This is a genomic window from Paenibacillus konkukensis (genome assembly GCF_023523925.1).
In the GTDB taxonomy this organism is placed as follows: domain Bacteria; phylum Bacillota; class Bacilli; order Paenibacillales; family NBRC-103111; genus Paenibacillus_S; species Paenibacillus_S doosanensis.
On record NZ_CP027059.1, the window covers coordinates 6,159,961 to 6,179,512 of the forward strand.

The window sequence follows — 19,552 nt, forward strand, 5'->3', positions numbered from 1 at the left end:
AAGGCCCCCGGCCTCCGGCTTCGCAACTGCGTTATAAAAATTTCCGGTTATGCTTCTTGCCGTCATACGTGAACAGCACCTGCTTGGATTCGACCATCGTCTCCAGATGGACGGTTTTGCCCCACAGCCTGTGGATGTAAGGAAGCGTCCGCTCCACATATTTGAGATCGAGCTCAACGCCCTCATAAGAATGCTTCAGGTACAGCTCGCCGTTTTTCTCGTAATCGCCGTCTTCGACCACGATATAAGGGAAGCCGCCGTTGACGCGGGAATAGACGAGCTGGTCGCGGATATTCGCCCAGGTTTTGTCGGTAATTTTCCATTCGGGTCCTTTTTTCTCGAAAACGTACAGGTCCAAGTCGTCCACGAGCTGCTTGGTTAAATAGTTGCGGATGAAGGACAGGTCGGAATCGTATTCCCGCACGTCGAATATTTTGCGCCGTCCTTGACCCGGTTCGCGGCCATAGCGCTCGCGTTCCTCTTCGGTCGGCTTATCCCACCGCTTTTCGATATCCTCGAATATTTTGAGGCCCAAATAGTAAGGATTGAGGCTGTGTCTCGACGGAACGACGACAGAGGAATTCAGCTTGGCGAATTCGATCGTTTCCTCTTCGGTCAGCTCCATTTCGCGGAGGATGCGCTGATGCCAATACGAAGCCCAGCCTTCGTTCATAATCTTCGTTTCGAGCTGCGGCCAGAAGTACAGCATTTCGTCGCGCAGCATCGTCATGATGTCGCGCTGCCAATCGGTGAGATAGGGCGCGTGCTCTTCAATGAACAGCACCAGGTCTTTCTCCGGCTTGGGAGGGAATTTACGCGGCTCCTCCTTGACGGTTTTCCCCGCGCCCCGATCGTCCAAATCCCATAAATCCTCATATCCGAGCCGCCGTTCTCGCGTTTCCTCTTCTTTAAGCGATTTTTCGTTATTTCTTCCGTATCGGGAAGCCGAGTAAGGGGTGGAGATCAGCGGATCGACATGCTCTTGAATGGCCAGCACCGCATCGATGAATTTCTCGACTTCGTCGGTTCCGTACAAAATTTCATACTGCCTGACGCGCTCCGCCGTTGCGGACATGCTCTCGACCATATTGCGGTTCGTTTTGGAGAAGCGGGCGTTGTTTTTGAAAAAATCGCAGTGAGCGAGCACGTGGGCGACGATAAGCTTGTTCTGAATCAGCGAATTGCCGTCCAGCAGGAAAGCGTAGCACGGGTCGGAGTTAATGACCAGCTCGTAAATTTTGCTCAGCCCGAAGTCGTATTGCATTTTCATTTTATGGAACGTTTTCCCGAAGCTCCAATGGCTAAAGCGGGTAGGCATGCCGTAGGCGCCGAACGTGTAGATGATGTCGGCCGGGCAGATTTCATAGCGCATCGGATAATAGTCGAGCCCGAAGCCGGTGGCGATTTCGGATATTTCTGCAATGGCGTATTCGAGCTGCTTGATATATTCGGCGTTCATCGGGCGATCCTCCCTTCGGATTTGGGGAAAAAGGTGCGCAGCGCTTTATACACTTCGCCTTTTTCGCGGATGACGTAATGGACGAATTTCGGATCATGAATATTCCGGTAGGCGGACATCAGCGTGCTGCTCCGGTTGTATTGATTGACTTCGCCGTAGCCGAACAGGTTGGACCGCTTCACCAGCTCCTGGATGAGCTTGACGCAGCGCTCGTTGTCGGAGGTCAGATTGTCGCCGTCGGAGAAGTGGAACGGATAAATGTTATAGCGGGCCGGAGAATAGCGCCGGTCGATCAATTCCACCGCCAGCTGATAGGCCGACGAGCAGATCGTGCCGCCGCTCTCGCCTTTGGTGAAAAATTCCTCCTCGGTCACTTCCTTGGCTTCCGTATGATGGGCGATGAACACAATCTCGACATGCTCGTATTTGGTCCGCAGAAACCGAGTCATCCAGAAGAAAAAGCTGCGGGCGATATATTTCTCGAACGATCCCATCGATCCCGAAGTATCCATCATGGCGATGATCAGGGCGTTGGATTGCGGGACGACGATTTCCTCCCACGTTTTGAAGCGCAGGTCATCGGGGCTGATGCCGTGAATGCCGGGGATGCCGGCGCCTGCGTTGCGGCGGAGATTTTCGAGTATCGTCCGCTTTTTATCGATATTGGACATAATTCCCTTTTTGCGAATATCATTGAAAATGATGTCCTTGGTCATCACATTGTCTTTTTCTTTTTGCTGCAGGTTAGGCAGCTCCAATTCCTCGAACAGCATCGTCTGCAGTTCTTCGAGCTGCACCTCGGCGTCGTAGTAGTCGTCGCCCGGCTGATCGCCGGCGCCTTCGCCTTTGCCCGGTCCTCCCGACGGAGTAGGGTCCACGCCCAGCACGTCGCCGACCTGACTGTCGCCGTCGCCCTGGCCTACATGCTTGCTTTTATTGTAGTTATACCGAAAGCGGTATTCGTCCAGGCTGCGGATCGGTACTTTGATGATGTGTTTGCCGTCAGACATAACGATGCTTTCGTCCGTAACAAGGTCAGGCAGGTTCTGCTTAATCGCTTCTCGTACTTTTTGTTGATGGCGGGTTTGGTCCTGATAGCCTTTGCGATGTAAAGACCAATCCTCTCGGGAAACGGTAAATAATGGTTCTGTCATGTCGGACACCTCCTGATTTGGGCTTGGGATCATGCATATAAAGAACGGATGTGACAAGACAAAAGGAAAAAAAGTGCTTGTTACTAAATATATTCAAGTAGCAGGGGGATATGTGAGTAGGACAGGGGGCTATTTTTTGGAGGAGTCTAGCTTAAGCTCTCCGTACGGCCCGCGATCGCTCCCGAATAGCCGTTGCCCAAGGAAGACGACAGTTTTCCTGCTTTTTTGCGTACAAATCAGCTATAATAATGTCTGAATTGACCATGACCGAACCTCCGGGTTCTCGTATGATTAGGTTGTGGGCCGTCATCGCGCTTACGCTTCTCCACTAAACCGCCGGCTTACAGGATTGGCCGTCTGTCGGTAAATGACCTTTCCAAAGGAGTTTCGAATTGTGATATGTAGGAGGTTTCCTCATGGAGAAACAGTTGCACAGCAGCCAATTTATTAAAGAGCACTCGTTTCCGTTCTGGATTCGCCGCTTTTTTCACGATCATGAGCATGTGCCTTTGCTGCACGGCCACGACTTCGTGGAGCTGGTCTACGTGGTCCGGGGAGAGGCGCAGCATGTGTTCGAAGGGCATTATTACGACATCCGCTCGGGCGACGTATTTATTATCAATCCCGGCGAAGTGCACACCTACAGCATTAATCCTGGCAAGGAAATCGAGATTATCAACTGCCTGTTTATGCCGGATCTGATTCAGGGCAATTGGCTGCTGGACCTTGGCATTTCCCAGTCGATGGATTATTTTTACGTTCATCCGTTTCTGGATAAAAGAGAGCGGTTTCATCGCTGCCTGAATTTGAACGGGCAGGATGCGACGCGCTCGCTGTTCCTGCTGGAAACCATCATTCACGAATTCGATAACCGCCAGCCCGGCTTCGAAACGTTAATCCGGCTGCAGATGGTGGAGCTGCTCATTTTGCTGTCCCGCGCCTACCGGCAGGCGGAAGGGCAAAACGGCAGAGAGTCCGTGCGCAATAGCGCCAAACAGCTGCTCGTTCGCCGCATCTGCGGCTATTTGGAGCGGTATTACGATAAGAAAGTATCCATCCCGGTTTTATGCGAGCTGTTTAATATAAGTTCCAGGCAGCTGAACCGGATTTTCAAGGAATCCTTAGGCATGACCGTCGTGGACATGATTCACCGGATACGGATCGAGCGGGCGAAGCATCTGCTGCTGGAAACCGACGAGAAGGTCATCACCATCGCGGGGCGCGTCGGCTACGAGGACCCGGCTTTTTTCAGCAGGCTGTTTCATCGCGAGGTCGGCTGCTCGCCGGGCAAATACCGCGAATCCTCTTGACTTCCGCTGGGCGAAGGAGGGGGCAGCATGCGCCGCTGGAATGACCGGATGCTGAAAACGAAAATGTTTATAGCTTTTTCCGTCGTATCCTTGTTCATTGTCGGGATCACCTGCTCTATTTTTTATTACAAGAACACCAGCGATATTCAGCATCAGACGTTTTCCTTATCGAACATTATTTCGAAGCAGTTTTCGGAGATGATCGATTTGTACATGCGGAGCGTCGAGGAGCTGTCGCTGGCCATTTCCATTGACCCGTCGATTCAGAACATCCTGTTCGATTTCTACAAGGCGTCCGATCCGGTCGAGAAGGAAGTGGTCGGATACAAGCTCAATCCTATCCTGTTTAATTTCTCTTATCCCAAAACCTACGTTCAGAGCATATCCATTTACTCGCTGGATAAGCATCTGTATCAATATTCCAAGCTGGTGGAGCCGAAGCCGCGGGAGCTATTGTCGGAAGAGCAGCTGAAGGAGTTCTCAGGCTCGCTGAACCGGGAGCCGTTCGCCCTGCTGCCTTCCGCCGAAGTACATGCCGATAAAGAGGGCTCCCCTGAACGGGTCGTTTCCTTTATCCGCAAGATCACGAAAATCCCGACGCAGACGATCATCGGGTTTGTCAGCATTCAGATCAATGTGAACGCATTCAATATGGTGCTTGCCAATGCCACAGCCAACGAGCTGGAAAGTACGATGCATGTGCTGATCGTGGCGGACGAAGGACGGATCATTTATGAAAATGGCAGCAGCCCGAACGAGGAGGCCCGGTTCGATACCCGCGTGTTTGAGCATACCGGCTCGGAAGGCGAGCTGCGCTGGAAGGACACCGATTACCTGTATACGTTCGTGCGGTCAAGCTATACCGGGTGGCATACGGTGATTTTAATTCCGAAGCATGTGCTTTTGCTGAAGCAAAAGCGGATTCAGGATATCGTGCTGTTGGTCGGCATGCTGACGATGCTGTCCATCGCGGCCGTCTCCTATTTGTTATCCCATCAAATCACCCTTCCGCTGAACAAGCTGATGCGCCATATGTCGCGGGTCGAGCTGGGCGATTTCAGTCACAGGATGGAATATGCCGGACGCAACGAAATCGGCAAGCTGAGCCGGATGTATAACCATATGCTCGGCAGCATTTCCCGTTTGATCCACGAGGTGTACGAATCGAAGCTGGCGGAAAAGAACGCCCAGTTGTCGGCGCTGCATGCTCAGATTAATCCTCATTTTCTGTACAACACCCTCAACATCATGAAATCCATCAGCCGGCTGCGCGGCATCGAAGAGGTCGCCGAAATTTCCGAATCGCTTGCCGGACTATTCCAATACAGCATGAAAAATTTACATCAGCCCGTCACGCTGCGGGAGGAAATCGAGCATATCGGCAATTATTTCAAAATTCAGCAGCATCGGTTCGGCAGCCGGATTCTCCTGCACTGCGACATTCCGCCGGAGCTGCTTGAAGCGTCAGTGCTCAAGCTGACGGTGCAGCCGCTCGTGGAGAACGCGGTGAATCACGGGCTGCGCAGGGTGAAAGCGGGAGGACGCATCACGATCCGGGCGGCCCAAGCGGAGGGCGTGCTGACGTTAACCGTGCAGGATAACGGAGAAGGCATTGCGGACAAGGAGAAGGCTCGCCTGGAGGAATCGCTTCGCAAAACGAACCCGCTGAATCCCTACGACGAGGATTCCCGCGGCATCGGACTGCTCAATATACGGCAGCGCATTCAGCTATATTACGGCAAAGATTACGGCTTGAGCATTTACAGCAAGCCGGGGGAAGGCACTTCGGTATCGCTGGTGATACCGCTGGCTGTGAAGCTTGATTCGGCGAAGGAGGCTGCGCTTTGAACATTTTTGTAGTGGAGGATGAACGCTGGGCGCTGGCGGAGCTGGAGACGCTGCTGGCCCGATACGAGCCGGAGCATGGCATCTACGCATTCGACAACGGGGACGACGCGTTGGCGGCGGCGGCCGATCTGCGCCCGAGTCTTGTGCTGACGGATATCAACATGCCGGGCATCGACGGCCTGGAGCTGATCGAGCAGCTGACCAAGCTGGATTCCACAGTCAAATGCATGATTCTGAGCGTCCATGACGAGTTCGAATACGCCCGGCAGGGGATGCAGTTCGGCGTGGGCGACTATTTGCTGAAGCCGGTCAAAAAAGAAGTGCTGTATCAAGCGGTCGATAAAGCGCTCCATCAGCTGGAGCAGGAGCATCGCCGCCGAGACGCCTGGGTGAACGGCTCGCTCGCCCAGATGCTGCTGGCCGAGGACGACAGCATGCCCGATGCGGAGCTTGGGCGCGAATGGAACGAGCGGTTGTACGCCGTAGTGCTGCTCACGTTGGAAAAGGCTCCGCAGATCAAAGGGTGGAAGACGGCTGCAATCGATTTTGACGCGTGGTTCCGGCAGCTGGCTCAGTCTCCTTATCCCTGCTCGCTCATTCAATGCGTGGACCTGGACTGCAGGCAGAGGGTGCTGCTGGTGCCGATGGCTGCGGCGGCGCAGACGGCCGCTATGCAGCCTGTGCTGCTGGAGCTTTTCGGGGAGCTCAGGCAGCTTCCGGTGCCGGCGCATATGGCGGTTGCTCTCAAGGAAGAAAGCGTGCCGCTGCGCCAAGTTTATACCGGCCTGAAGGATTCGCTGGAAGAGCATGCGATCTTCGGGGCGGCCACCTGCCTGCCGTTCGGGGCGAAGCCGCAGGAGGCGGAGCTGTTAAGCGCGTGGGACAAGGTGCGCATCATGGAGGTTCACTGCAAGAAGGGCGAGCTGCTGAAGGGACAGGAGACGCTGGGGCATATTGTCGACGAGATGCGCTTGAAGCGGGTGACGAAACGGCAGCTGCGGTTATTTATTCAGGATGTGCTGTTCTCGCTGAAATATCATTTGCTCTCGTCCGGCGGCGATAAGATCAGCTTGAACGACTTGCAGGAGGATGTGCGCTGCTTGAATGATTTTACCGGCTACGGCGAGCTGTTCGACTGGCTGAAGGAGAAGCTGTTCCGTTTGTACTGTGTGCAGCAGGAGACTAAGGATTTGAATCCGAAGGGGCTGGTGCCCGTGCTTTTGCAGCATATTCATGCCCATTATCAGAACCCGATTTCGCTGCAGCAGTTCGCGGCCGAGCATCATGTCAGCCTGGGGTATTTGTCGCGCATGTTCAAGAGCCAGACCGGCACGACCTTCTCCGATTATATTGCCGGCTACCGGATTCGCAAGGCGCAGGAGCTGCTAGCCGGCGGCATCGAGCGGCTGCAGGAGGTCAGCCGGCTGGTCGGATATGAGGATACGAAGCATTTTAGCGCCCTGTTCAAAAAGTTCGTCGGGGTCTCGCCGATGACGTACGCGAGAAAGCGGCCGACGAGCAAATAGGAAAAATCCCCCCCTTATTTCGTACAAATCGCATGTATTCGGTGCCTGACGCCGGCTATACAATGAAAACATGACAACGCCACTGCAATACTGGAAGGGTCGACGCATGAAGTTTCAGCCGGTTTGTCAAATAAAGGAGGAACGATACATGAACCGAGCCAAAAAGTTCTCTGTATTCACCTATGCTGCTTTGATAGCCGTGCTTGCGGCGGGCTGCAGCTCATCCGGCCAGCCGGCTTCCGGGACGGCTCCGGGCTCCGGAGACGCCAAAGCCCCTGCGGACGGCAAATCCGCCGAGCCGACGACGCTGACGCTGCTGATCGGCTCGACCGGCACGCCGTACCCCGCTACGCAAGCGGTCGCCGCCGAAGCCGAGAAGAAGCTGAATATCAAAATCAAATTTGATATTAAGCCGGACGGCACCGAAGGGGACAACCTGGTCAAGACGCGCCTGGCTACCGGCGAGATGGCGGATATTTTGTATTACAATTCCGGCTCGCTGCTGAAGGCGCTGAATCCGGAGGAAAACTTCGTCGACCTGTCCAAGGAGCCGTATATGGCGAAGCTGCTGGATTCCTATAAGGAAACCGTCAGCTCGAACGGCAAAGTATTCGGCGTTCCGGGCGGTTCCTCCAATGTCGGCGGCATCCTGTACAACAAGAAGGTGTACGCGGAGCTTGGGCTGACCGTTCCGAAAACATGGGCGGAATTTATCGCCAACAGCGACAAAATCAAAGCCGCAGGCAAGACCGCGGTGATCGGCTCCTACAAGACGACATGGACCTCGCAGCTGTTCGTGCTGGCCAATCAATTCAACGTACAGACGCAGGTTCCGACCTTCACGCAGGACTATACGGCCAACAAAGCCAAATATGCAACGACGCCGGCGGCGCTTCGCGGCTTTGAAATGACCGGAGAAGTATTCAAGAAGGGCTATTATAATAAAGATTTCCTCGCCACCACGTACGATACGGGCCTGAAAATGCTTGCCGAAGGGACGGGCGTCCAATATCCGATGCTGACCAGCGCGATCGACGCTCTGGCCCAGAACTATCCGGAACAGCAAAAAGATATCGGCGTCTTCCCGATTCCGAGCGACGACCCGAACATCAACGGTTTTACGGTTTGGATGCCGAACTCCTACTATATCAATAAAAAAGGCAAGAACGTCGAGGCCGCCAAAAAGTTCGTCGAATTCCTCATCTCGGAGGAAGGCCAGAAGGCGTATATGTCCAAGAGCAAGGCGAACGGCCCTTATGTCGTCAAAGGAATCAACGTGCCCGACGACGCTTACGAGGCCGTGAAGGATATGCAGCCATACTTTGACAGCGGCAAGACGATGCCGGCGCTGGAGTTCATTTCCCCGGTGAAAGGGCCGAATCTGGAGAGCATCCTGATCGAAGTCGGCACAGGGCAAAAATCGCCTGCGGACGGAGCCGCCGACTACGATAAGGATGTGAAGAAGCAGGCGCAGCAGCTCAACCTGCCGGGCTGGTAACAGGGACCGGGCTTAGGCTTTTAACCGTCCGGCGTTTGCGCCCAGCTTCCATGCGATACGATATCCGGCCCTGCAATCGTATTTGCAGGGCCGGTTTTATCCGTACCGCAGATACACCCGTACAGGAGGGAAATGAATGACGACGACGCAAAAGAGAATGTACTCGTATTTGTTCCTGCTGCCCGCAGGCATTATTTACTTCATCTTTTATTTGCTGCCGACGGTCATGTCGCTGTTCTTCAGCTTGACGCGATGGACGCTGACGAGCTGGCAGTATATCGGCTTGGATAACTACGTGATGTTTTTCGAGGAATCCTCGCTCAAAATCGGCTTTAAAAACACGATCATCTTCGCGGTCGTCACCTGCGGCCTGAAGGTCGTTCTCGCGCTGCTGCTCGCTACGCTGCTGACCTCGCGCATCTGGTTCAAGGATTATTTTCGCTCGATGGTGTTTTTTCCGACCTTGCTGAGCACGATCGCCGTCGGGATCGCCTTCAGCACGATGATGCATCCGACGCAAGGGGTCATTAACACCGCGCTGGCCGCGATCGGCATTGAAGGTCCCGACTGGCTGGGCGATACGAAGATCGCGCTGCTGTCCGTCGCCCTGGTCGACGTATGGAAGGGCGTCGGGATCGCAACGGTCATTTATATTGCCGGAATTTTGTCGATTCCGCAGCATTACTACGAAGCGTTGAAAATGGACGGGGGCAGCGCGTTCCGCAGCTTCTGGCACATTACCCTGCCCTTGAGCCGGCCGGCGATGAACTCGGTCATTATTCTGGCGTTTATCGGCGGGCTGCGAACCTTCGACCTGATCTGGGCGATGACCAAAGGGGGGCCGGGCTTCTCCACCGACCTTATCGCTTCCATTATTTACAAGCAGTACCAAGCCGGATTTTACGGGCTGGCTACGGCGGGCAACGTTATCTTGTTTATCGCCATCTCGGTGCTGGCATTTCCGCTGTATATGTTCCTGAACAGAAGAGAGGTGGATCTGTGAGCCGCACGGTACAAAAGTGGAGCGTCAGCATTGTGCTGCTGATCCTCTCGACCCTCATATTCTGGGTGCCTTTCTACTTCGTCATTATCAACTCGTTCAAGTCCCCCACCAAAGCGGCGGATATGAACATGAGCTGGCCGGATACGTTTCATATCGTCGAAAATTATAAGGCGGTGCTGGCCGCCGCAGACCATATGCTGGTGCGCGCGTTTTTTAACAGCTCGGTGCTGACCGTGCTGTCGATCGTGGGCATGGTCGTCTTCAGCTCCCTGGCCGGCTTCGTGCTGCAGCGCAGGGAGAAGGGGCGGGGAGCGGCGCTCTTGAATTTCCTCGTGCTGGCCGGATTAATGATTCCGCCTGCCGTCGTGCCGACCATCTGGGTGCTGAATACGGTCGGACTGTTCAAGACGCTGCCGGGGCTGACGCTGGTCGAAATCGCGCTTCATTTTCCTTTTTGCGCCATTTTGTACAAAGCGTTCACGGCGACGATTCCCCGGGATATCGACGAGAGCGCGTTCATCGACGGCTGCGGCGGGCTGAGGCTGTTTGCACATATTATTTTTCCGCTGCTGAAGCCGGTGTCTTCAACGATCATCATTATTCAATCCGTCAGCGTGTTTAACGATTTCGTCAATCCGCTGTACTTTCTGCCCGGCTCGGAGAACGCCACCGTGCAGCTGACGCTTTACAACTTTATGAGCATGTATTTGACGTCCTGGAATCTGCTGTTTGCCGATGTCGTGCTGATTTCCCTGCCTCCTCTTATCCTATTTCTTTTCTTTAACAAAAAAATCGTCGCCGGTATGACCGCCGGATCGGTCAAAGGCTGACCGTACCGGTCAAAGGCTGCACCGAAGTAAAATTAGGCATCAAATCAAAGTTAGGCTGCAATCCAAGTTAGGCCGCATCGGCCATGCGATTGGCGGAATGCACAATGAACCGGTCCGGAGGGCGAAGTACAATGAGGCTAGAAGTCGGGGCTATCGCAAGATCGACCGATTAAGCGAAGCTTTCGCATCGAAAACGCTAATGAGGAGGCAAGTACATGGAAAGCTCCAGCGGTAGTGTACTTTGGTTTACAGGCCTCTCGGGCTCGGGGAAAACGACCACCGCCGTGCAGGTGTACCGGCGGCTGCAGGAGGCGGGCCGACCGGCGGAGCTGCTGGACGGGGACGCCGTCCGCACGACGCTCGGCAGAGGGCTCGGCTTCAGCCGCGAAGACCGGCTTGAAAATATACGCCGCATCGCGTTCGTGGCGAACCTGCTGTCCAAGCACGGAATTACCGTGCTGGTGTCCGCAATCACGCCTTACCGCGAAATGCGGGATTATTTGCGGGAGCATGTGAGCGGATATACGGAAATCTACGTCAACTGTTCGCTAGAGCAGTGCGAAGCCAGGGATGTGAAGGGATTGTACGCCAAAGCAAGGAGACAGGAGATTCCGCTGTTTACCGGCATTTCGGACGTCTACGAGGAACCCGAGCAGGCGGATATCGTGATCGATACGCAGCATCACCCGGTTGAAGCCAATGCGCAGCGGATTTTGGAGTGGCTCTGCAGCAACCGTTACAAGGAAGCCGCCGATTGGGCCGTTCAACCGTGCGTTGCAGCCGGTCAAGAGCTGTTGAACGCGGATAACGCAAGCAGCCGGGAGGCGCGCCCGCGATGAAAATCATTATGATTTCGTTCGATACGCTGCGCGCCGACCGGCTGGGCTGCTACGGGTACGGCAAGCCGACGAGCCCGTATATCGATCAAATTGCTTCGGAAGGCGTACTGATGGAGCGGGCTTATGCGGCCGACATTCCGACCGAGGTCGCGCATACGGCGATTTTTACCGGCAAAATCGGTCTGACCACCGGCCTCGTCTCGCACGGCTCCGACCTGTCGTATTTGCCCAAGTCGGTCGAGTGGCTGCCGTCCAAGCTGAAGGCGGCGGGCTTCGCCACTTGCGCCGTAGACAATTTGTACAATCTCAAGGAATGGTTTGCCCGCGGATATAAATATTATTTGAACAGCTCGGGACCCAAGCGCTGGATTGACGGGAGAGCCGTCAACGACTTGGCGCTGCCGTGGATTCGTGAGCATAAGGAGGAGGATTTTTTCTTATTTCTGCATTATTGGGATGCGCATACGCCGTACTTGCCGCCCGAATCCTATGTGCCGGCGTTTTATGACCCGAACAAGGACCCGTACCGGGAAGGCGGCTCCGGCATGGAGCGGGCCTACGGGCATCCGGCCTATCCGTTCTTCAAGCAGCATCATTACAAGCTGCTCGGACCGGTGACCGACGCGGAGTATATGAACGCGCTGTACGACGCGGAGATCCGCTATCTTGACGATCTGCTCAGGGAGCTGGACGAGACGCTGATCCGGCTTGGCATCAAGGAGGAGACGCTGCTCGTGCTCTTCGGCGATCACGGCGAGAGCTTGACCGAGCACGATATTTATTGGGATCACTGCGGCCTCTACGAGCCGACGGTCCATATCCCGCTCATCCTGCGGTGGCCCGGGCAAATTCCCGGCGGCGGACGCGTGCGGGGCTTCGTCCAGCATGCGGACCTGCTGCCGACGCTGCTGGAGGCCGTCGTCCGCAATCCGTCGCCGGGCTTGAACTTGCCGGCGCTGCACGTGCCGGAAGGCATCGACGGCCGCAGTCTGTGGCCCTCGATGCTGGGCGAGGCGGACGGCACGCTCGACGAGGTGTACTTGAGCGAGTGCGCCTGGCAGGCGGCAAGGGCTGTCCGCACGGATCGCTACAAGCTGATCCGTTATTACGACCCGGGCCCGTTCCGGCGTCCGGTCACGGAGCTGTACGACCTGCTGGCGGACCCGCAGGAGCTTGTCAATGTGGCCGGCCGGGAAACGGCCGTCGCCGAAGAGCTCGAAGCGAAGCTGACGCGCTTCGTCGCCCGCAAGCTGGGCGGGCGGCCGGACCCGATGCTGCGGCAGCTTCGGGAGTCGCAGCTGCCGTTCCGGCGCAGAATCGAAGCGATCCTGGAAGGCGTAGGCCTCTCCTGGGAAGCGTGGATGCAGAACCCGCTGCGGGAGCGCTACGACGCGCTGGACGAAAAGCGGCGGGCCGGGCGCGGCACTTAGAACTCCGTTCGGCTTAAGCCAGGACGATTGTCGCAATCGGCCCTGAGGATGTCGCAATAGGCAATGCCGCAGCCTGCGGCGAAGATTATGATAAAGGCAGGAACTACCGGCGCAACAGATGCAGATTCAGTTTCATAATCAAGGGCAGACACCGAGGGAAGCTTTCGCGGCGATACGAGCATTTTACACTTGAACCAAGAAAGGTGGTGCAGTCCCCGCTTGAACGGCCGAAGCATCGGCGTAAACGGGCGACGGGACGGAAACGAATGGCATTGAAAATCGGCATTGTCGGAATGAACGGAATCGGGAATCGGCATGCGGACTGCTACGCGGGCGAACCGCTGGCGCAATTGGTTGCCGTATGCGACGTAGTTAAGGAACGGGCCGATAAAGCGGCCGAGAAGCACGGGGTTAAAGCCTATTACAGCTTGGAGGAGATGCTGCGGCAGGAGCCGGAGCTCGAAATCGTCGATATTACGACGGGCGGCATCGAGAACGGAAGCTGGCATTTCGAGCCCGCGATGCAGGCGATTGCGGCCGGCAAGCATGTGCTGATCGAGAAGCCGCTGGCCAATAACATTGAGGAGGGCAGAGAGCTGGTCCGCTTCGCGGCCGAGAAGAAGGTGTATCTGGGCTGCAACCTGAACCATTATTTCTCCGCCCCGGCTCAGCGGGCCAGACAATATATGGATGAAGGAGATATCGGCGAAACGGTGTACTGCCTGGCCAAAATGGGCTTCAACGGCGGCGAGGAGCTGTATGCGACGCCGAAATCGCCGAAGGATAAAGGCCAGCCTTACTTCCATATGAAAGCGTTCTTAACCCATCCTTTTAGCGTTATGCGCTATTATTGCGGCGATATTACCCATATCCAGACGTTTTCGAATCAAGCGGGCTTCCGCAAAAGCGCCGGCGATATCACGGTTTCGATCAACAGCATCCACGTCAAGTTCGCCAGCGGCGCCGCAGGCTATCTGCTCAGCCAACGGGGCGATGCCACGTACGGCCTGGGCGGCTGGTGGACGATGGAGGTCGGCGGCACGAAAGGAACCTTCTGCATCGAGAACTGCGTGGAGAAGGTATCGTACTGGCGGGCGCAAAAGGGCGTTCCGTCGATCGGCTCGCATCCGCAGCCGGAGGTGACCTCGTCGGGAGTTACGGAATTCAACTCCACCTTTAACAACAGGCTGCGCGCCTTCCTGGAAGACGTCTCCAATGGCGTGCCCCGGGAGCATATCCGCGCCTCCGGACGCGACGCGCTGGCTGTGCTGGAATATACGTATGCGGTGATCGAGTCGTATGAGCAGGGCGGCGCCGTCGTCAGACCTCATCCGCTTCCGGCTTTCCACGGCGACCCGCTGTGGATGAAATAAGCTTGCCGGACATACGGAAGGGATCATTGGGGAATCCCCGTCTCTAATACAATGGCAGAATGAGCTGCCGCTATAAGGAGCGTGTCAAAGGAATATGATGAAATTAGGTGTCAATTCGGTGCTGTTTAAAGAATATAGCTTCGCGGAAGCGGCGCGGCATATCGCGCTCAGCGGGTACGACGGCGTAGAAATTTCGGCGATTCAGGGGATGTGCGAGCATTTGGACCTCTCCCGTTGGAAGGAGCAGGCGGCACAGCTGCGGTCGATCGTTCAAGGTGAAGGATTAAGCTTCCTGTCGATGGAATTCGGGAGCGTCAAGGACGAAGAGCGCCTGTTCACCGCATTGGAAGCGGCGGCGGAAATCGGCATTCCGATCGTCAACATCGGCCCGGGCGGCAAGACGGGCGTCGAGGAGGATGTGCAGCGGTCGATCGAGCAGCTGCAGCGCTTCTCCGAGCGGGCGGCGTCCTGCGGGGTTACGCTGTGCGTAAAGGCGCATATCGGCCAGGCGATTCACGACACGCCGACGACGCTGCGGGCGATGGCCGAAGTGGCTTCCCCGGCGTTCGGAATCGATATGGACCCGAGCCATATTTTCAGAGCCAATGAAAATCCGGAGGATGCGCTGCCCGCCGTGATCAGCCGGGTCAAGCACGTTCATATCCGCGACTGCAAAGGACGCGAGCAAGGACCGGGACCGATCGAGCTGCAGGCCTGCGGCCGCGGCGATATCGATCTGTTCGCCTACTGCAAGGCCATGACCGATCATAAGTACGACGGTCCGGTCGTGCTTGAGGTCATCGGCGCGAAGCCGGAGCATTCCCTCGCGCAGCTGTCCATTATCGCCGCAGAAACCTACGGCTACTTGAACGCTTGCCTGAAGCAGCTGGGCGCCCGCTAAACGGGCGTTCTTCACGGATATTATAAGGAGAGTGAAGAAGCAATGCCGACTTCCCCGAAAAAACCGAATTTGATCGTTCTGGGCATCGACAGTCTGCGCAGAGACCGCATGAGCGGCTACGGCTACGGCAGGCTGACGACCCCTCATCTCGATAAGCTGGCAAGCGAGGGCGTGCTGTTCGAGCAGCATTTCAGCCCGAGCATCCCGACTACGCCGGCCTACGCGGCCATGCTGACCGGCAAGGACTGCTTCGGCACCGACGTCGTCGCGCTGCGGCATAAAGGCCCGGTAGGGGCCCCGACGTTGGCGGAGGTGCTGGAGGAACAAGGCTATAACACGACCTGCGTCGGGTTTACCGGCAATCCTTCCGCGCGCGGATTTCAGAAGTATCTCGATTACGAAGCCTGGATGCCGGACGAAAGCGGCCGATGCCCGAAGGCGGAAAATTTGAACGAGGTGGCCGTGCCCGAGCTGCAACGGCTGGCGCAGGACGACAAGCCGTTCTTCCTCTTCTTAAGACATATGGACCCGCATTCGCCGTACCTGCCTCCGCAGCCGTACGAGCGCATATTTTACGGCGGGGACGAGAAAGACCCGGCGAACGATTCGATGGAGCCTGTGTACGGGTTCAAGCCGTTTGCGGATTTCCTGAAATCGTGGATTCCCGAAGGCGTGACCGACCAGGAATACGTCAGCGCCCAGTACGACGGCGCCGTCGCTTATATGGACGCCTGCATTCAGAACTTGTTCCAAGCCGTCGAAGCGTTGGGCTTAACGGAAGAAACGCTGATCGTCGTCACCTCCGACCACGGGGAAACCTTGTATGAGCATGACTGCTACTTCGATCATCACGGGCTGTACGATTGCACGCTGGTCGTGCCGCTCATTCTCAAGTTTCCGGGCCGAATTCCCGCCGGCAAGCGGGTACAAGACGTCACGGTCATCCATGACATCATGCCGACCATTATGGAGCTGCTCGGCATCGATACGCCAATGGAGCCGGACGGCCGGAGTCTGGTGCCGTTCATTCAAGGTCGGCCGGAGCGCAAAATCAGCGAGCTGTATTTGACGGAGTGCACGTGGATGCGCAAGCACGGCTGGCGCACGCCGCACTGGAAGCTGATCCGGGCGCTGGAGCCGGACTTTCATTTCAAGCCCGAGGTGGAGCTGTACAATCTGATCGAAGATCCGCTGGAGAATCATAACGTCGCCGAGCAGGAGCCGGCTGTCGTCGAGCTGCTGACGGCCCGCATGGAAGCGCATATCCGCCTCCGGGAAGCGGAGACGGGCCGGACGAACCCGATGTATACGAATCTTGGCTGGCACGGCAAAGGGGACGCGCCGTTCGCCTCCTCCCAGCAAGCCTACGATACGCTGCATATCGGCAGCTCGCTTACCGCCCGTTCGCTGCAGGCGAACAAAGCGAAATAGCATGTTCCGCACCGCAGAAGCATCGCGGTGCGTTCTTCTTTCCTACCACAACGGGTGAATGCCGCAGCGCAGCGCATCCCCTAATGATCCATGCGCGACGAGGTCTGCGATGCGTCATTCGCCTCAAACCAAGGAGGCCGCCGTTTTATGATACGAATAGCCGTAGTCGGCGTAAACAATATCGGCAAAATCCACTGCCGCTACTATAAGCAGCATCCGGACACCGAATTGGTGGCGGTATGTGATCTGATGGAGGACCGGGCCCGCGAAGCGGCGCATACGTACGGGGTGAAGGCGTATACGGATCTGAGGCGTCTGCTGGAGCTCGAACAGATTGACGCGGTCTGCGTAGCGACCGGCGGCGAGGAGAAGGCGAGCCATCACTACGAGCCGGTCATGCTCGCTATCGAAGCGGGCAAGGACGTGCTCGTCGAGAAGCCGATCTCTAATAATATCGAGGAAGCGAGAGCGATGGTGAAGGCCGCGTCCGAGCGGGGCGTCCGCTTCGGCTGCAATTTGAATCACCGGTTCACGCCGGCGGCGGCCAAGGGCAAGGAATGGATCGAGCGCAATATGCTCGGCGCTCCGCTGTTTATCAATATGCGGCTGACGATCGACAACAAGGCGGATTTCACCGAATGGTTTCATATGCGCGCGCTGCATCCGCATTCGATCGATGTGATGCGTTATTTTTTCGGCGATGTGAAGCGGGTGCAGTCCTTTATGACCAAAGCGCCGGGAAGGAAAACCTGGTCGACGGCCAGCGTCAATCTGGAATTCGTGAGCGGTGCGGTCGGGCATTTGACCGGAAGCTACGATATGTCGATGCTGCATCCGATCGAATGGTGCGAGGCGGCGGGGACGGAGGGGCGCTTCGTGATCGAGAACGTGTACGAAAACGCGACCTACTATCCGCACCGCAGCAGCGATAAGATCGTGATGAGCAATTCCATCATGCGGGGGATGCAGGGCTTTAACGATACGTTCGGCAACCGGATCGACCGCTTTATCGAGCAGATCAAGCAGCAGGCGGCCCCCGGGGAGATCGAAGGCTCGGGGGCAGAAGCGCTGGCCGCGCAGGAAATTATCGAGGCGGCCATTCGTTCGCATCAAAGCGGAGGTCAGGTTGTCGAGGTGCCCGGCACAGAGTGAGTAGTTAAGGAGGGGGGACGCTTTGTTGAAAGCCGCTCCGTCGAAATCGTATCCTTCCGTAAGCGTGAGCCCCGGCGCCGCCTGGAGAAGGCGGGGCTGGAAGCATCTGAAGGCGTATTTGTTTCTGGCGCCGATTCTCATATCGGTCGGGCTGTTCAAATATACGCCGTTCGTGCATGCGTTTGTGCAGTCGTTCTATGAATGGAACGGGGCGAATGTAGACCGGTTTATCGGCCTGGACAATTACACCGCGTTATTTCGGGATCGAACCTTTTATGCTTCGTTGAAAAATATCGCCTTGTTTACCGGCAGCTTCGTCCTCATTCAGCTGACGCTTCCGCTGCTGGCCGCCGTCGGCGTATTCCGGCTGCGGCAGGCGGGATTGCAGTCGTTTTTTAAATCGATGTTCGTCCTGCCGATGGTCGTGCCGTATATTATCGTCTTCCTGCTGTGGAAATGGATTTATGTCGGGGACGGCTTATTGGACCGTCTTCTCGAAGCGCTCGGTCTGGAGAGCTGGATTCACGCCTGGCTCGGCGAGAGCGGCACGGCCCTGTGGTCGATCGTGTTCATCAACTTCCCCTGGGTTTCCGGCATCTATTTCCTGATTTACTTGGCCGGATTGCTGGCGGTGCCGCAGGAGCTGTTCGAGGTCGGGGGGATGGACGGCATGAACGGGCTGCAGCGGCTTCGGCATATCGAGCTGCCGCTCATTCGCAGCCAGCTTCGCCTAGTGCTCGTGCTCGCGTTCATTCAGCAGTTTCAAAGCTTCGAGAATGTGCTGGTGCTGACGAACGGCGGGCCTGGCTTCTCAACGCTTACGCCCGCGCTGTATTTGTACAAAAAAGGCTTCGAATACAACGAGCTGGGCTACGCCTCGGCGATCGGGGTTGTCGTGTTCGTCGTGCTCCTATTGTGCACGCTCGCGGCGAACCGCTTCATTAAGCCGGCGGACCGGGCGGAATAGAAGGGAGAACATGATGAAAAAGATAGGCGCCTGGGCGAATTACGCCGTTTTGACGCTGCTGCTGCTTTTGACGCTTGTCCCCTTTTATATGCTGATCATCACTTCTTTAAAATACCGGGATCAGGTCATTCACGAGTTCTGGCTTCCGTCGCTGCCGCTGCATGGGAGCAATTACGCCAACGCGTTTGTCCAGCTGTGGCCCTTTTTATGCAATTCGGTCATCGTTACCGCCGGCATTATCGTCTGCGTATTGGTCAACGCGAGCTTGGCGGGGTATGCGTTCGCCCGGTTTTCCTTTTGGGGAAAAAGCTTGCTGTATTATCTGATCATAATGCTGATGATGGTGCCGTCGTTTCTGATCCTCATTCCGCAGTTTATTTTGTTCAAAAATCTGGGCTTGATCAATACGTATTGGGCGCAAATTTTCGGCCCGATGGCCGGCGCGTCCGCGATGGCGACGATGCTGATCCGGACGTTTTTCGAGGGGCTGTCCACCGGCGTATTGGAGGCGGCGGAGGCGGAGGGAGCGGGGGACGGCCGAATTTATCTGCAGATCGCGCTGCCTCTGTCATTACCGATCCTGTCCACGGTAGCCGTTATCAATGCGCTGCTCGGCTGGAACAATTACGTATGGCCGCTCGTCGCCACGTCGGGAGACAAGGTGAAGCCGGTTATTCTTGCGCTCTCCAGCGTCCACGGCTCGCTCGATCAGGTTCAGGGTCTGCAATTCGCAGGCTATGTGATCTCGTCCGTTCCGCTGCTGCTGCTGTTTCTGCTGGCTACCCGGTCGTTCGTCTCGGGGATTACGGCCGGAGCGGTCAAAGGGTAAGT

At 56.4% G+C, this 19,552-nt stretch carries 16 protein-coding genes; 14 read left to right on the plus strand and 2 right to left on the minus strand.

Annotated elements, in window-relative coordinates; translation table 11 throughout:
• Positions 1-31 precede the first annotated feature (31 nt).
• The gene (locus SK3146_RS26795; protein WP_249861634.1) at positions 32-1,459 is read right to left on the minus strand and encodes a SpoVR family protein; all 1,428 of its coding nucleotides are present in this window, start codon (positions 1,457-1,459) and stop codon (positions 32-34) included.
• Entirely contained in the window at positions 1,456-2,613 is a 1,158-nt protein-coding gene (gene yhbH / locus SK3146_RS26800) for a sporulation protein YhbH (RefSeq protein ID WP_249861635.1), read from the minus strand. The genes SK3146_RS26795 and yhbH overlap by 4 nt, the downstream gene beginning before the upstream one ends.
• 416 nt (positions 2,614-3,029) lie before the next feature.
• Between yhbH and SK3146_RS26805 the strand changes: the two genes are divergently transcribed.
• From SK3146_RS26805 to SK3146_RS26870, 14 genes are all read left to right on the plus strand, one after another.
• On the plus strand, positions 3,030-3,923 hold the full coding sequence (locus tag SK3146_RS26805; RefSeq protein ID WP_249861636.1) for an AraC family transcriptional regulator: 894 nt from the start codon (positions 3,030-3,032) through the stop codon (positions 3,921-3,923).
• Positions 3,924-3,950: 27 nt separating this feature from the next.
• Positions 3,951-5,771 carry a cache domain-containing sensor histidine kinase gene (locus SK3146_RS26810; RefSeq protein ID WP_249861637.1) on the plus strand — a complete coding sequence of 607 codons (1,821 nt, stop codon included), beginning with the start codon at positions 3,951-3,953 and terminating at the stop codon, positions 5,769-5,771.
• Positions 5,768-7,297: a response regulator gene (locus SK3146_RS26815; RefSeq protein ID WP_249861638.1), complete on the plus strand. Its 1,530-nt coding sequence runs from the start codon at positions 5,768-5,770 to the stop codon at positions 7,295-7,297. The genes SK3146_RS26810 and SK3146_RS26815 overlap by 4 nt, the downstream gene beginning before the upstream one ends.
• A 148-nt stretch (positions 7,298-7,445) precedes the next feature.
• Positions 7,446-8,795, plus strand: coding sequence for an ABC transporter substrate-binding protein (locus tag SK3146_RS26820; protein ID WP_249861639.1), 1,350 nt, complete (start codon positions 7,446-7,448; stop codon positions 8,793-8,795).
• 136 nt (positions 8,796-8,931) lie between these two features.
• Positions 8,932-9,798 carry a carbohydrate ABC transporter permease gene (locus SK3146_RS26825; RefSeq protein WP_249861640.1) on the plus strand — a complete coding sequence of 289 codons (867 nt, stop codon included), beginning with the start codon at positions 8,932-8,934 and terminating at the stop codon, positions 9,796-9,798.
• A complete protein-coding gene (locus tag SK3146_RS26830) occupies positions 9,795-10,628 on the plus strand; it encodes a carbohydrate ABC transporter permease (RefSeq protein ID WP_249861641.1) in 834 nt (277 codons plus the stop codon). Before SK3146_RS26825 ends, SK3146_RS26830 begins: the two co-directional genes overlap by 4 nt.
• 215 nt (positions 10,629-10,843) lie before the next feature.
• Positions 10,844-11,467, plus strand: coding sequence for an adenylyl-sulfate kinase (gene cysC, locus SK3146_RS26835; protein WP_249861642.1), 624 nt, complete (start codon positions 10,844-10,846; stop codon positions 11,465-11,467).
• A complete protein-coding gene (locus tag SK3146_RS26840) occupies positions 11,464-12,897 on the plus strand; it encodes a sulfatase family protein (protein WP_249861643.1) in 1,434 nt (477 codons plus the stop codon). Before cysC ends, SK3146_RS26840 begins: the two co-directional genes overlap by 4 nt.
• 266 nt (positions 12,898-13,163) lie before the next feature.
• Positions 13,164-14,270, plus strand: coding sequence for a Gfo/Idh/MocA family protein (locus tag SK3146_RS26845; RefSeq protein WP_249861644.1), 1,107 nt, complete (start codon positions 13,164-13,166; stop codon positions 14,268-14,270).
• 94 nt (positions 14,271-14,364) lie between these two features.
• Positions 14,365-15,171, plus strand: a complete 807-nt coding sequence (locus SK3146_RS26850; RefSeq protein WP_249861645.1) for a sugar phosphate isomerase/epimerase family protein — start codon at positions 14,365-14,367, stop codon at positions 15,169-15,171.
• Between the two features lie 42 nt (positions 15,172-15,213).
• Positions 15,214-16,602, plus strand: a complete 1,389-nt coding sequence (locus SK3146_RS26855) for a sulfatase family protein (protein ID WP_249861646.1) — start codon at positions 15,214-15,216, stop codon at positions 16,600-16,602.
• Between the two features lie 147 nt (positions 16,603-16,749).
• A complete protein-coding gene (locus SK3146_RS26860; protein ID WP_249861647.1) occupies positions 16,750-17,754 on the plus strand; it encodes a Gfo/Idh/MocA family protein in 1,005 nt (334 codons plus the stop codon).
• 22 nt (positions 17,755-17,776) lie between these two features.
• The gene (locus SK3146_RS26865) at positions 17,777-18,721 is read left to right on the plus strand and encodes a carbohydrate ABC transporter permease (RefSeq protein ID WP_249861648.1); all 945 of its coding nucleotides are present in this window, start codon (positions 17,777-17,779) and stop codon (positions 18,719-18,721) included.
• Positions 18,722-18,731: 10 nt separating this feature from the next.
• Positions 18,732-19,550 carry a carbohydrate ABC transporter permease gene (locus SK3146_RS26870; RefSeq protein WP_249861649.1) on the plus strand — a complete coding sequence of 273 codons (819 nt, stop codon included), beginning with the start codon at positions 18,732-18,734 and terminating at the stop codon, positions 19,548-19,550.
• The last annotated feature ends 2 nt before the right edge of the window (positions 19,551-19,552 follow it).

Excerpts from the sequence above, each read along its gene's own strand:
- yhbH (WP_249861635.1), bottom strand. The coding sequence starts at position 2,613 with ATGACAGAACCATTATTTACCGTTTCCCGAGAGGATTGGTCTTTACAT.
- SK3146_RS26840 (WP_249861643.1), top strand. The coding sequence starts at position 11,464 with ATGAAAATCATTATGATTTCGTTCGATACGCTGCGCGCCGACCGGCTG.
- SK3146_RS26845 (WP_249861644.1), top strand. The coding sequence starts at position 13,164 with ATGGCATTGAAAATCGGCATTGTCGGAATGAACGGAATCGGGAATCGG.
- SK3146_RS26870 (WP_249861649.1), top strand. The coding sequence starts at position 18,732 with ATGATGAAAAAGATAGGCGCCTGGGCGAATTACGCCGTTTTGACGCTG.
- SK3146_RS26810 (WP_249861637.1), top strand. The coding sequence starts at position 3,951 with ATGCGCCGCTGGAATGACCGGATGCTGAAAACGAAAATGTTTATAGCT.
- cysC (WP_249861642.1), top strand. The coding sequence starts at position 10,844 with ATGGAAAGCTCCAGCGGTAGTGTACTTTGGTTTACAGGCCTCTCGGGC.
- SK3146_RS26860 (WP_249861647.1), top strand. The coding sequence starts at position 16,750 with ATGATACGAATAGCCGTAGTCGGCGTAAACAATATCGGCAAAATCCAC.
- SK3146_RS26825 (WP_249861640.1), top strand. The coding sequence starts at position 8,932 with ATGACGACGACGCAAAAGAGAATGTACTCGTATTTGTTCCTGCTGCCC.
- SK3146_RS26820 (WP_249861639.1), top strand. The coding sequence starts at position 7,446 with ATGAACCGAGCCAAAAAGTTCTCTGTATTCACCTATGCTGCTTTGATA.
- SK3146_RS26795 (WP_249861634.1), bottom strand. The coding sequence starts at position 1,459 with ATGAACGCCGAATATATCAAGCAGCTCGAATACGCCATTGCAGAAATA.
- SK3146_RS26805 (WP_249861636.1), top strand. The coding sequence starts at position 3,030 with ATGGAGAAACAGTTGCACAGCAGCCAATTTATTAAAGAGCACTCGTTT.
- SK3146_RS26855 (WP_249861646.1), top strand. The coding sequence starts at position 15,214 with ATGCCGACTTCCCCGAAAAAACCGAATTTGATCGTTCTGGGCATCGAC.
- SK3146_RS26850 (WP_249861645.1), top strand. The coding sequence starts at position 14,365 with ATGATGAAATTAGGTGTCAATTCGGTGCTGTTTAAAGAATATAGCTTC.